This is a genomic window from Bosea sp. (in: a-proteobacteria) (genome assembly GCF_023953965.1).
GTDB lineage: Bacteria > Pseudomonadota > Alphaproteobacteria > Rhizobiales > Beijerinckiaceae > Allobosea.
The window spans coordinates 1,110,403-1,122,867 of sequence record NZ_JAMLIX010000002.1 but is presented as its reverse complement, the minus strand read 5'-3'; the positions used below and the strand labels follow the sequence as shown (position 1 = coordinate 1,122,867).

General features: G+C 65.3%; 12 protein-coding genes, 1 tRNA gene and 2 pseudogenes. 12 read left to right on the top strand and 3 right to left on the bottom strand.

All coding sequences use genetic code 11. The features are described 5' to 3' along the window. Positions 1-8: 8 nt before the first annotated feature. The 3 genes from M9917_RS21790 to M9917_RS20405 all read left to right on the top strand — a co-directional run bounded on the left by M9917_RS21790 (position 9) and on the right by M9917_RS20405 (position 2,602). Positions 9-1,406 carry a DUF3363 domain-containing protein gene (locus tag M9917_RS21790; RefSeq protein WP_371413031.1) on the top strand — a complete coding sequence of 466 codons (1,398 nt, stop codon included), beginning with the start codon at positions 9-11 and terminating at the stop codon, positions 1,404-1,406. 104 nt (positions 1,407-1,510) lie between these two features. Then, positions 1,511-2,080: a TetR/AcrR family transcriptional regulator gene (locus M9917_RS20410; RefSeq protein ID WP_029074205.1), complete on the top strand. Its 570-nt coding sequence runs from the start codon at positions 1,511-1,513 to the stop codon at positions 2,078-2,080. A 171-nt stretch (positions 2,081-2,251) separates the two neighbouring features. Then, a complete protein-coding gene (locus M9917_RS20405) occupies positions 2,252-2,602 on the top strand; it encodes a hypothetical protein (RefSeq protein ID WP_297256805.1) in 351 nt (116 codons plus the stop codon). 82 nt (positions 2,603-2,684) lie between these two features. On the opposite strand, the gene istB is transcribed toward M9917_RS20405, so the two are convergent. Both istB and istA read right to left on the bottom strand, forming a co-directional pair. After that, positions 2,685-3,548, bottom strand: coding sequence for an IS21-like element helper ATPase IstB (gene istB / locus M9917_RS20400; protein WP_465246306.1), 864 nt, complete (start codon positions 3,546-3,548; stop codon positions 2,685-2,687). Further along, positions 3,545-5,044: an IS21 family transposase gene (gene istA / locus M9917_RS20395; RefSeq protein ID WP_297250232.1), complete on the bottom strand. Its 1,500-nt coding sequence runs from the start codon at positions 5,042-5,044 to the stop codon at positions 3,545-3,547. Before istA ends, istB begins: the two co-directional genes overlap by 4 nt. Before the next feature lie 110 nt (positions 5,045-5,154). Here istA and M9917_RS20390 point away from each other — a divergent pair. From M9917_RS20390 to M9917_RS21785, 8 genes and pseudogenes are all read left to right on the top strand, one after another. Beyond that, a pseudogene (locus M9917_RS20390) lies at positions 5,155-5,577 on the top strand (TrbG/VirB9 family P-type conjugative transfer protein); the annotation flags it as partial. Beyond that, complete coding sequence (locus M9917_RS20385; protein WP_099547430.1) at positions 5,574-6,710, top strand: TraB/TrbI/VirB10 family type IV secretion system protein; 1,137 nt, start codon at positions 5,574-5,576, stop codon at positions 6,708-6,710. The pseudogene M9917_RS20390 and the gene M9917_RS20385, both read left to right, overlap by 4 nt. Before the next feature lie 2 nt (positions 6,711-6,712). Further along, a complete protein-coding gene (locus M9917_RS20380) occupies positions 6,713-6,949 on the top strand; it encodes a DUF2274 domain-containing protein (protein ID WP_099547431.1) in 237 nt (78 codons plus the stop codon). Positions 6,950-7,229: 280 nt separating this feature from the next. Further along, positions 7,230-8,021: a phytanoyl-CoA dioxygenase family protein gene (locus tag M9917_RS20375; protein WP_099547432.1), complete on the top strand. Its 792-nt coding sequence runs from the start codon at positions 7,230-7,232 to the stop codon at positions 8,019-8,021. A gap of 196 nt (positions 8,022-8,217) precedes the next feature. After that, positions 8,218-8,538, top strand: coding sequence for a hypothetical protein (locus M9917_RS20370; RefSeq protein WP_099547433.1), 321 nt, complete (start codon positions 8,218-8,220; stop codon positions 8,536-8,538). Further along, positions 8,535-8,888 carry a toxin-antitoxin system TumE family protein gene (locus tag M9917_RS20365; RefSeq protein ID WP_099547434.1) on the top strand — a complete coding sequence of 118 codons (354 nt, stop codon included), beginning with the start codon at positions 8,535-8,537 and terminating at the stop codon, positions 8,886-8,888. The genes M9917_RS20370 and M9917_RS20365 overlap by 4 nt, the downstream gene beginning before the upstream one ends. Beyond that, positions 8,885-9,271: an HVO_A0114 family putative DNA-binding protein gene (locus M9917_RS20360; protein ID WP_099547435.1), complete on the top strand. Its 387-nt coding sequence runs from the start codon at positions 8,885-8,887 to the stop codon at positions 9,269-9,271. The genes M9917_RS20365 and M9917_RS20360 overlap by 4 nt, the downstream gene beginning before the upstream one ends. Continuing rightward, positions 9,268-10,311: pseudogene (locus M9917_RS21785) on the top strand (recombinase family protein); the annotation flags it as partial. The gene M9917_RS20360 and the pseudogene M9917_RS21785, both read left to right, overlap by 4 nt. A gap of 576 nt (positions 10,312-10,887) precedes the next feature. Here M9917_RS21785 and M9917_RS20350 read toward each other — a convergent pair. Next, positions 10,888-10,977 (bottom strand) — tRNA-Ser (locus M9917_RS20350). Between the two features lie 370 nt (positions 10,978-11,347). On the opposite strand from M9917_RS20350, the gene M9917_RS20345 reads away from it, so the two are divergent. Next, positions 11,348-12,445, top strand: coding sequence for a septal ring lytic transglycosylase RlpA family protein (locus M9917_RS20345; protein ID WP_297256799.1), 1,098 nt, complete (start codon positions 11,348-11,350; stop codon positions 12,443-12,445). Positions 12,446-12,465 lie beyond the last annotated feature (20 nt).

Here is a 12,465-nt window from a genome sequence, read left to right as displayed (position 1 = left end):
GCGACGAGATGGGCGAGGATCTAATCATCAATGGCGACTACCTCGCCAACGGCCTACGGGAGCGCGCCAGCGAGCTTGCCAGTCTGGAACTCGGCCCCGTCACCGAAATCGAGCAGACCCGCAAGCTGTCGGCCGAGATAGACCAGGACCGCTTCACCCGGATTGACCGCGCCATGGCCGAGGAAGCCGATGCCCGGTTCCTCGACCTGCGCCATGAACCGGCCGCACCGCGCCGCCAGTTCGAGCGCACCTTACGCCTGCGCCGTCTCGCCAAGCTGGAGAAGATGGGACTGGCGACCGAGCACGCGCCCGGCGTTTGGGAGTTGAGCAAGGACATGGAGCCGGCCCTGCGCGAGTTGGGCGAGCGCGGCGACATTATCCGCACCATGCAGAAGGCGCTCGGCCCGCAGGGAGGCGAACGCGATCCCATGAGCTTTCAAATCCATGACGGAGCGCCAGAGACACCCATCGTCGGCCGCGTCGTGGACAAGCACCTGTCGGACGAGCTGGGCGAGAACCTGACCATTGTGGTGGACGGGATCGACGGCAGGACGCACCACATCGCAGGCATCGCGCCCGAGCGGCTGGAGGACGCCCGCGTTTGCAGCGTCGTCCAGATCGGCCCGGCCGAGGCGACCGCCCGACCGTCCGAACGCGCCATTGCCGCCATCACCGAGGACGGCATCTATCGTCCGAGCCGCCATCTGGAGCAGGCGAAGTTCGAGGGCCGCGTTCCGGGCGGCGATTATGAGGGCTATGTCGATGCCCATGTCCGGCGACTGGAGGCATTGCGCCGCGCCGGGATCGTCGAGAGGATCGACGCCGACCAATGGCGCATCCCCGATGATCTGGTCAGCCGCGCCGCCGCCTATGACGCCGGCCGTGACCGGCAGGCCAGCGTTCGCATCCTTTCCCCGGTCGATCTAGGCAAGCAGATCGGATCGGACGGCACGACATGGCTGGACCGGCGATTGGTCCATGGCGAAACGGCCGACCTTGCGCCGGCCGGCTTCGGCCAGCAGGTGCGTGAGGCGATGGACCAGCGGCGCGAGCATCACATCGAACAGGGCGATGCCACCCGAGCACGGAACGGCCGCATCTTCTACCGGCGCAGCCTTCTCGCCACCTTGCGCGAGCGGGAGGTTGCCCGCATTGGCGCGGAGATGGCCGAGGGCAAGGGGTTGCCGTTCCGTGCCGCCACGGACGGCGAGAACGTCAGCGGCAAGTTCACCGGGACCGTTCAGCTATCGAGCGGCAAGTTCGCCGTGGTGGAAAAGAGCCATGAGTTCACGCTTGTCCCGTGGCGGCCGGTGATCGACCGCCAGCTCGGCCGCGAGATCACTGGCGTCGTGCAGGGCGGATCGGTGTCGTGGCAGTTGGGGCGAAGGCATGACCTTGGCCTTTAGCACATACGCGTGTTTCATCCGGTATCTATCATGCCCCGTGTATCTCACGCTGGATGCCGGCTATTGTAGGGGCCATCATTCAAGCGAGCAGTAGAAAAGAAGATATGCCGAGACCGAAACTTCATAGCGATGAGTTCATTCTAGATACCGCGCTAGGCATCCTTCTTCAGAAAGGTCCATCGGCCTTCACCCTCTCCGATGTTGCGGAAGCGGTCGGCATCTCGCGGGCTGCACTGATCCAGCGGTTCAAAGACAAGGCGACGCTGCATCTAAAGGTCATGGAGCGCAACACGCAGGAGGTGCGCGACTATTTCGCGGGTGCGAGTCCCGAAAAGGGCCTCGATCCGCTGTGGGCGATGCTCAAGGACCTCATCGCCGGTATGGGTGACGGTGCCGGAACGGAAGGCTACCTTCTTCTATTGTGGGGAGACGTTCAGGAGCCGTCGCTTCGCGCCCTTGCGGCGGAGCGGAACAGACTGGTCCTGAAAGCTATCGAGGCACGACTGCCCGCCGGGCCGCGCCCACCCGAGCATACCGCCGGCTTGATTCAGACGGTCATTCAGGGGTCTTGCATGCAATGGCTCGTTGAGCCGGAAGGCGAGCTAGCGGCTTTCATGACCAAGCGCACCCACATGCTTCTGTCCGTCCTCTATCCCGACCATGTGTTCGGGTAACACCATCTGGAGGGTTGTTTATAACAGTCGTGTCGGTTATTTATAAGGCATGCGCCACGGTATCGCCGGGCACGGAAACCCGGAACGACTATCATGCCTATACAAGAACCCAGCCCGTTGGGGGCCGAACGACAAAAAGCACTGCCTGCGCCAACCTTGGCGCTGAACCTCATGGCCGACGAGTTCGATGCGTTGAACGCGAGCAGCGGGCCGCAAATCGCCTATCGCGACCTGTTCTGCCCACACATGGACCTGCCGCGCGCCTTGCGGAACTGGTCAGAGGCTCGGGGCGTCCAGTTGCGGAGCCTTCGCAAAATCACGCATGAGCGCGGCGGTCGGTCGCAGAAGGTGCTTTTCGGCCTTCATGACGGTTATGCCGTTGAAAGCGTTCTGATCCGTCGTCACGACGGACACACCGCCTGTATTTCGTCACAGGTTGGATGTGCCTTCGCCTGCCAGTTCTGCGCTTCCGGCCAAGCCGTGTCAACGGCGGTCGGATTCCAGGCCAGCGTGGCGGAGTAAAAGCAGGCCACTGGCGTTGAGGGTGGCGGATATGGCAGGGGCCCCGATCGGGGCCCCTGCCATATCGCGCTGTCGGGATTGATCAGGGGATGATCTCGCCGGTTTCTGGATCGGCTTCGTTGGCGGTGGTCTGTTTTTGCCCCGCCGCGGCGGAGGCGCGCCGGCGGCCGGCCGATTGTTTGAGGCGGTAGCTGTCGCCGTTCATGGCGAGGATGCTGACGTGGTGGGTCAGGCGATCGAGCAGCGCGCCGGTGAGGCGCTCCGATCCCAGGACGGACGTCCAGTCCTCGAAGGGCAGGTTCGAGGTGACGATGGTTGAGCCGCGCTCGTAGCGTTGCGAGAAGATCTCGAACAGGAGCTCGGCGCCGGTCGGCGACAGCGGCACATAGCCGAGCTCGTCGACGATCAGCAGCTTGACCGCCTGCAACTCGCGCTGGAGCCTGAGCAGGCGCTTCTCGTCGCGGGCTTCGAGGAGCTGGTTGACCAGCGAAGCCGCCGTCGTGAAGGCGACGGAGAAGCCCTTCTGGCAAGCGGCCAGCCCGAGCGCGAGGGCGACATGGGTCTTGCCGGTGCCGCTGTTGCCGAGCGCGATGATGTTCTCCCGGCGCAGGATGTAGCCGCAGCGCGCCAGCTCCAGCACGAGCATCTTGTTCAGGCTCGGGATCGCCGTGAAGTCGAAGGTGTCGAAGCTCTTCACCGCTGGGAAGCGCGCCGCCCGGATCCGCCGCTCGACCGTGCGCCGCTCCCGGTCGATCAGTTCGAGCTCGACCAACCGTAGCAGGTAGCGGGGATGATCGACGCCGTCGCGGGAGCATTCCCGTGCCACCTTGTCGTACTCGCGCAGGACGGTTGGCAGCTTCAGTTGCTTGAGGTGGTGCGCCAGCAGGACCTGCGGCGTTCCAGCGGTCGTGCCCGCCGGCATCGTCTCTTTCCCCGAGCCCGTCATGCCGCGGCTCCCGGCAGGAGCACGGCGTAATCGGCCGCCGAGGTCGTCTTCACCGTAGTCCTCGGCAGATACGGATAGGCCGCCAGATCCAGACGGGCCGGGCGCCGTTCCAGCCGCGCCAGCGCGATCAGCTTCACCGCATCGAAGCCGATCGCGCCCAGCCGGATCGCCTCGCCGACGGCGAAGCTCACGACCTCGCGCGGCAAGGCCTCCAGCAGCCGCAGCACCTGGATGAACTCGCGCTTGCCGCGATTGCCCATGCGCGCTTCCAGGAGATGGCGCAGGTGCTGGAAGGCCTCGGGCAGGTCCCAGCCCTGCAAGGCCGCGGCCTGGTCGAGGGCGTTCGGCTTCTCCTCGATTAGCGCCAGATAGTGCAGCGGATCGGAGACGAACACGCCCGTCCCGTAATTGCGGGGATGGCGGGCAATCTCCTCGCCCCGGCACAGGATCACGACCTCCTCGACGAAGCCCTTCACCACCACGTCCTGGAAGCCATAGGCCGTCGGGACCGAGTAGTCGTTCGACCGATATCGGACCAGCGCCGTCGACGAGACCCGCGCACCACGCTTCTCGCACGGCTCCAGCGGCACTGCCGGCAAAGGGCGCAAGACCCCGAGATCGGCAACAAGCCGCTCTCCGATCGTCTGGGCATGCCGGCCGGCCCGCTCGTCCTGTCGCCGGCGGCAGCGCTCGGCCAACATCGCGTTCAGTTCGGCGAAGCTCGCCGCCAAAGGGATCGGCGTCATGAAGTTCGAGCGGGCATACTTCACCAGCCCCTCGACCTTGCCCTTGTCATTGCCCTTGCCCGGGCGCCCGAACCGATCCCGGAACAGATAGTGGCTCACCAGCTCCGTGAAGGCCCGCGTCCGCTCGCGCCGGCCATCGCCGCAGATCTTCGCCACCGCAATGCGGGTGTTGTCATAGAGGATCGACAGCGGCACACCGCCGAAGAAGCCAAAAGCCGAGACGTGACCGTCCAGGAACGCTTCCGTCGTCTCGCGCGGATACGCCTTCACGAAGCAGGCATCCGACTGTGGCAGGTCCAGGCAGAAGAAGTGGATCTTCTGCCGCACGCCGCCGATCACCGCCAGCGCCTCGCCAAAATCCACCTGGGCGTGACCGGGCGGATGGGCCAGCGGAACGAAGGTCTCGCGGCCCCGCGCCCGGCAGAGCCGCACATGGTCCTTCACCACCGTGTAGCCGCCGGCAAAGCCGTGCTCGTCCCGCAGCCGCTCGAAGATCCGCTTCGCCGTATGGCGCTGCTTCACCGGAGACGCCCGGTCTCCGTCCAGGATCGCCTCAATCACCGGCAGCAGCGGACCGAGCTTCGGCTTCTCGACCGGCTTCGTGCGCGTGTAGCCCGGAGGGATCGAGAACCGGCACATCTTGGCGATCGTTTCGCGGCTCAGCCCGAACACGCGAGCCGCTTCCCGTCGGCTCTGCTTCTGATTGAAAACGAAATCGCGAACCGCCGCGTAGACCTCCACAGCGAACATCCCCGCCGACCCCGAAAGGGATCAGCCTATCCAGTGGACGACTTTTACGCCGCCCGCGCCCGCACAAACGCAGGCGCTTCACTGGATGGTTTTCTCACCGCCCTGCACACTACATGCCGGCCGTGGCATGGGCCTATCCCACACCGCCAGCAGGCCAGCGCCAGACCGTCCCGGCCGCGCCGATCATCCCGGCCGAGGCTGCGAGGAACTACCGCTACGGCCTGACAGGCGATAGCCCGCCATGGCGACCCATCTCCGTCTTCGACGATGGCCGCCGCGTCTATGTCGTCTTCCCGGCCGGGATCGTGCAGGGCGAGATGCCGCCGATCTTCGTGCTCGGCTCCGATGGCGAGCCGCAGATCGTCAACAGCCGCGTCCATCAGAACATCCTGATCGTGGACCGCCTGTTCGGCGCGGCCGAGCTGCGCCTTGGCAGCGGCAGCCGCCAGCAGACGGTCAGGATCGTCCGCATCAACCCGCCGCAGGCCGCCGCCGCGCAGCCCGCCAGCGCGACCGGAGACTCCCCGTCATGACAGACACCACTATCACCGACACCGCCGCGCCCATGCGGCTACGCGCCGAAACGCCCCGCGTCACCCGCCTGTCCCGCAAGATGCTGGCAGGCGTCGGTGCCGTCGCCTTGCTCGGCATCGGCGGGGCGCTCATCTACGCTCTCCAGACCCGCGATGCAGGACCGGGCGGCGAGGAACTCTATTCTACCGAGAACCGGCCCACGGCGGACGGCCTGTCGGGCTTGCCGCGCGACTATACCGGCCCGGTTCTCGGCCCCGCGCTGCCCGGAGATTTGGGCCGCCCCATCCTCGATGCGCAGAACAGGGGCCAGCCGGTTGCACCGCCCGTCATGGCGACGCCCGCCGTCGATCCAGAGGAAGAACGCCGCCGCGCCGAGGAAGAAGCCGCGCGCTTGAGCAACCTGTTTTTCCAGTCCGGCCCGCGCACGGGAGCACCAGCAGGAACGGCCATGCCCGGCCTTGCCGGTCTTGGCCTTGGTGGACAGCCTGCGACGCAGGATCGGCACACGGCTTTCCTCAATGGACCCGTGGACCGGCAGACCGTCGCGCCGGATCGTGTCGCGCCGCCGGCATCGCCCTATATCCTTCAGGCCGGGGCCGTGATCCCCGCTGCGTTGATAACCGGCATTCGCTCCGACCTTCCGGGCCAGATCACAGCGCAAGTCACCGAGAACGTCTATGACAGCCCGACCGGCTCGCTGTTGTTGATCCCGCAGGGCACCCGCATCATCGGCCAATATGATGACGGCGTGACCTTCGGCCAGCGCAGGGTGCTTTTGGTGTGGAACCGCCTGATCCTGCCGGGCGGCCGTTCCATCGTTCTGGAGCGCCTGCCGGGCGCGGACGCCAGCGGTTACGCCGGCCTTGAGGATGGCGTCGATTATCATTGGTGGGATCTGATGAAGGCGGCCGGACTGTCCACGCTGCTCGCGGTCGGGACGGAGTTGGCGACCAGCGACGAGGACCGGCTTATCCGGGCCATCCGCGACGGTGCGCAGGATACCGTCAATCAGGCGGGCCAGCAGATCGTTCAGCGCCAGTTGCAGGTCGCGCCGACGCTCACCATCCGGCCCGGCTTCCCGGTCAGGATCATCGTCACCCGCGACCTTGTGTTCGAGCCGGCAGGAGGTTGACAATGACCAAGCTGAAACTCGGCCCGCTGCCCGACGACAAGCCCGTCAAGGTGACGGTAGAGCTGCCCGCGCCGCTTCACCGCGATCTGGTCGCCTATGCCGAGGTGCTGGCCCGCGAGAGCGGCCAGTCCGCCGCCGATCCCGTCAGGCTGATCGTGCCCATGCTGGAGCGGTTCATCGCCACGGATCGCGGTTTCGCAAAGGCACGGCGGGAAGCAGGACAGACCATAAAAACATGAGCTTGAGTTGGTATATGTGCGTGGCAAGAGCAAAAAATTGTACGCAGCTACCTGTTTTCCATGACGGGGATATGCTAACCATCAAGCATCCTGCGACGCGGCATGTGCTTCGTCATGCGCCCTTGAAACCATCCGCTACGGAGCATACGTTACACCCATGATGTTCATTTCCACATTCTTCCCGCTGATCTGAACGACTGAAAGTCGTGCCGGCGCACCTGCGCCGTTCAGATTAAGACGGCCCTGCTGACGCGGAGGCCGAACGGAGAATGTGTTTGTAATGCCTAAATCTAAGCATGTCGGCCTGACTTCTGGTCAGGTCCAGAGCTTCATTGACGATGGGTTTGTCAAAATCGAAAATGCCTTCAGCGCCAACCTTGCAAAGCAAGGGAGGGACGAGTTGTGGGCGGATATAGGTCTGTCACCGGACGAACCTGAAAACTGGACTCAACCCGTTGTTCGAGTGGGGTTCAAGTCGTCGCCCCCCTTCATCGAAGCTGCTAACACGCCGCAACTGCACAAAGCCTACGACCAACTCGTTGGGGAAGGCCGATGGCTTGCCCCCAAAGGTGTTGGAACCTTTCCCATCCGCTTTCCGTCACCAGAATCTCCCGGTGACGACGGCTGGCATGTGGACGTGAGCTTTGGCACCGACAATCCAGATTTCATGGAGTGGCGGGCCAACGTTAAGAGTAGCGGACGCGCCTTGTTGATGCTGTTTCTGTTTTCGGATGTTGGTCCCAATGACGCGCCTACGAAAATACGAAAAGGGTCACATGCGGCGATTGCACGTGAGTTGCTGCCCTACGGCAATGCAGGCGCGACACTCAGGCAACTTTCCGAGAATGGCTACGCCTCTACGGAAGGTTGCGATGTTGCGTTGGCAACAGGTGCGGCGGGCACCGTCTACCTATGTCACCCATTCATCGTCCATGCGGCGCAACCTCATCGAGGGGAGCAGCCGCGTTTCATGGCACAGCCGCCGCTGCTGCCGAAGGACGAGTTTGATCCGGCGCTACCTCCATCGCCGGTCCAGATCGCCATCCGTCAGGCATGTAGGCTGACGTTCTAAGCCAAGAGGCATCCGGGGCCGCAACGCGGCCCCGGATGTTGCTGGTTATCCGCTAGTGTCTCTGCAACTGACGCAGGGGTGCCGCCAGCGCATAGGCGCAAATGCGGCACGCTACAGGCCGCCGACTGCCCTCCATGGTTCGCTTAATTCCGGGACCGTGAGTGCCCCGGAATCCACCAGAGCCAAGGAGGATTCCATGTGCGCAGAGCGCCGCCGCGCCCGCAAAGGGCGACCGCGACAGCCGGTTCCCGAGACACTTCCCGACGATCTTTTCGACTATGCCGACGAACCCACGTCGGACGGGCGGGAGCGCCGAAGGTCGCCGCTTCGCATCGTCGATGTGGAGTCGTTGCCTGTCTTCGACGACTGGCCCGAGAAGGTGCCGGTCACCGAGGAAGAACTGCAAATCTTCGAGCGGTATTTCGGCGACGTGCTCGACCGGCTGTTCGGCCCCATCGACGATCCTGACAATCAGGGCTTGAAATCGTTATCCTCTGATGATAACAGTAAGTCATGAGCGAGGATCGTGACCCGAGCCTCGACACGCTTCTGGACCTCGACGGTCAGGTGCTCGTTGTCGATCCCGAGAGCGGCCATTGGGTAAAGTTCGTCGTCACCCGCGTTCCGGTCTCGCCGGAGAAGCCGCACGGCCTCGATTACTCGCTCACGCTTCACGGGCCTTCGGGCGAGCGGCTGGTCGGCTTCGACAACGCCCATCCGGTCGGCCGGGGCAGGCGTGGCGGGCCGATGGACCATCGGCACCGTCTCCAGACCGTGAAGCCTTACGCCTACGAGGATGCGGCCACGCTGCTGGCCGACTTCTGGCAGGCGGTGGACGCGGTGTTGAAGGAGCGAGGCGTGCTATGACCACATTGAAAGTCGGGATTGCCGGCTACGATGAGATGAAGGCCCGCACCATGCGGATCGCGCGCGGCGAAGAAAAGCCGGCGGCCGACGATCCGAAGGTGTGGTTCACATCCATGGAATCCTTCGCGCAGCTCCTTTCCAGCGGGAACCGCGAGCTGCTGCGCGTCATCGACGAGCAGTCGCCCGGCTCGCTGGAGGAACTGTCGCGGATCACGGGGCGGGCGAAGCCCAACCTGTCCCGAACCCTCAAGAAAATGGCGCGCTACGGCCTGATCCGCATGGACCCCGGCGAGGGCCAGAAGCTCGTGCCCAAGGTGCTGCATGATCGCGTGGAGCTGGCGTTGCCCTTGCTCGAACGCCGCGCGGCAAAAGGAGGCCAATGATGAGCATTCAGTCCCCACACGTCGCCCTGCGCGCCGCGCTCTATCTGCGCGTCTCGACCGCCCGGCAGGCCGAGCATGACGTGTCGATCCCCGACCAGCGCAAACAGGGCGAAGCCTATTGCGCTTCGCGCGGCTACCAGCTTGTCGAAACCTTCGTCGAGGCCGGAGCATCGGCGACCAACGACCGTCGCCCCGAGTTCCAACGGATGATCGAGGCCGGCACCAGCAAGCCCGCGCCGTTCGACCTGGTGGTGGTTCACAGCTTCTCGCGTTTCTTCCGCGATCACTTCGAGCTGGAGTTCAACGTCAGGAAGCTCGCCAAGAATGGCGTCCGGCTGGTGTCCATCACACAGGAAATGGGCGACGACCCCATGCACGTCATGATGCGGCAGATCATGGCGCTGTTCGACGAATACCAGTCGAAGGAGAACGCCAAGCACGTCCTGCGCGCCTTGAAGGAGAACGCCCGCCAAGGCTTCTGGAACGGTTCGCTTCCGCCCATCGGCTACCGCGTCGTCGATGCCGAGCAGCGCGGCGCGAAGATGAAGAAGAAGCTGGAAATCGACCCGCTGCACGCCGACACCGTGCGGCTGATCTTCCGCCTTGCAACGGAAGGCGACGGCACGTCCGGCCCCATGGGCGTCAAGAACATCGTCAGCTACCTCAACAGGAACCACATGTTCACCCGCAGCGGCGGGCGTTGGGGCATCGGCCAGCTCCACCGTATCCTGACCCGGCGCACCTATATCGGCGAGCATCGGTTCAATCGCCGTTCCAAAAAGGGTGACGTGAAGCCCGAGGAGGAAATCGTCACCGTCGCGGTGCCACCGCTGATCGACCTTGAGACCTTCGAGGCGGTGCAGAGGCGCTTGCAGGTCAATAATCCGAAGGTGACGCCGCCGCGCGTGGTCAGCGGCCCAAATCTGCTGACCGGCATTTGCCATTGCGGCAATTGCGGAGGTGCGATGACGCTGCGCACCGGCAAGAACGGCCGTTATCGCTATTATGCCTGCTCGATCCGGGCGCGGCAGGGCGAGACCGGCTGCAAAGGCCGCGCGATCCCCATGGACAAGCTCGATCGCATAGTGGTCAGCCATATCGAGGAAAGGGTGCTGGACCCCGAGAGGATCGAAGATGTGCTCGCCTCGCTGCTCGACCGCCGGCAGGAGAGCGTCGAGCGGCGCAGCCAGCACATTGCAGAGCTGAACCAGCGCGCGGCCGAGGCCGACATGCGCCTCAAGCGGCTTTACGACGCTATCGAGGCTGGTTCGCTCGACCCGGCCGAAGCCGCCCTCGGCGAGCGGATAGCGGGCCTTACCGCGCTACGGGATCAGGCACGCGCCGACGCCGAAAGAACCGAGGCCATGCTGAAAAGCTCGGCCCATCAGGGCCTCACAGGGGCAGCCGTGCGGGAACTGGCGAGTGAAGCCCGCACCCGACTCCGGCTTGGAAAGGGCGGCTATCGGCGGGAACACGTCCGGGCCTTCGCCCAGCACGTCGAGGTCGCGGACGACGCAATCTACATCAAAGGCAGCAAAAGCACCCTGTTGAGGACGCTGGTAGCCACTAAGGGAGGGAAAACGGCGGAAATCGGCGTTCCCGGTTTTATACCGAGGTGGCGGAAGGGGTGGGATTCGAACCCACGGTGGGCTTGCACCCACGGCGGTTTTCAAGACCGCTGCCTTAAACCACTCGGCCACCCTTCCGCGCGGCCGTTCAATGCCGGTCAGGAAGCCGATTTGCAAGCGGAACCTGAACCCGGCGTCGAGCGGTGGCAGGGGCTCGAAACCGTGTCCTCGAGGTCACGCCGCACAGGAAAATCGCAGCCGGGGCCGCTCCAGGTTGACATGTGCCCCGTTTCGAACGCTCCTGTGGCCGCCCCAGGGCGCAGGGATGGCCGTTCGGCGGCCCGCTTTCCGGCGGAGCCCCGCGACTTAACGATCCCTTAAAGGAATTGGCTGAAAACTCGGCTATGCCGCCTGTGGCGGCCGAGCCGGAAGACGTGTTTTCGGCGCAGCGAAGCGGAACGGCAGAATGATGCGAGACGCTAGCCTTTCGGCCAGGGAGATTGCCTCCATGATGTCAGGGCCGATGCCGGCGTCCTCCTGCGTTCCCACCGTCGCCCGTCTCGGATGCGTCGTCCTCGCCGGCCTGTTCGCCGCCAACTGCGCCGGAAACCAGGTCGCCGGGCGCCGCTCCAAGGAGATCGGCGCCTTCCCGCAGGCGAAATACGGTACCGCCAGCCCGCGCGTGGTCGCGGAAGGCGAGGACGTGCCGAAGGGCGGCGGCCGTCAGCTGATCGGCAAGGCCTATTCCGTCGCCGGCAAGCGCTATGTCCCGTTCGAGAAGCCGGTCGGCTATGCGCAGGTCGGCACCGCCTCCTGGTATGGCGAGGCTTTCCACGGCCGCCGGACGGCCAATGGCGAGATCTACGACCGCCACAGCGTCTCGGCCGCGCATCCGACCATGCCGCTGCCGGCCTATGCGCGCGTCACCAACCTGATGAACAGCCGCTCGATCATCGTGCGCGTCAACGATCGCGGCCCCTTCCATGGCGGGCGCATGATGGACCTCTCCCAGGCCACCGCCGACGCGCTCGCCTTCCGCCATCTCGGCACGGCGCGCATCAAGATGGAATATCTCGGCCAGGCCTCGCTCGCCGGCTCCGACGACAAGCTCCTCCTCGCCACGCTACGCACCGACGGCACGCCCGCGCCGATCCCGGGCACCAGCGCCCGGACCATGGTCGCCAGCGCCGAGCCGGTCGCCACCACCCGCACGCGCAGCGTCGACCTCGATGCGCCGCCGGCAGCCGAACCGGCGCCCGTCGCCACGCCGGTCGTGCAGGCCTATGCCCCGCCGCAGCCGCGGACGATCACGCCCTCCGCCCCGGTCGTCGCGACGCTCGCCTCCGCCGTCTCGACGCCGGTCGAAGGCCCCAGCCTGCGCACCGCGCCGCTGCCGCCGAACCGGCCGTTCGATCTCGATACGATCGCCGGCGCGGCCAGGCCCGTCGTGATGCCCGCGACGCTGCGCACGACCCTGCCGCCGCCGCGGGCCAATCTGGCGAGCCTGTTCGCCGCCCCGGAGAAAGGGGCGGCCGGGCGCCTTGCCAAGACGCATCCGCTCAACAGGCTCGCGCCGCAGCCCTTGCAGCCGCTCGCCCGCAACTGAGAAGCGCCCGGCTTGACCTG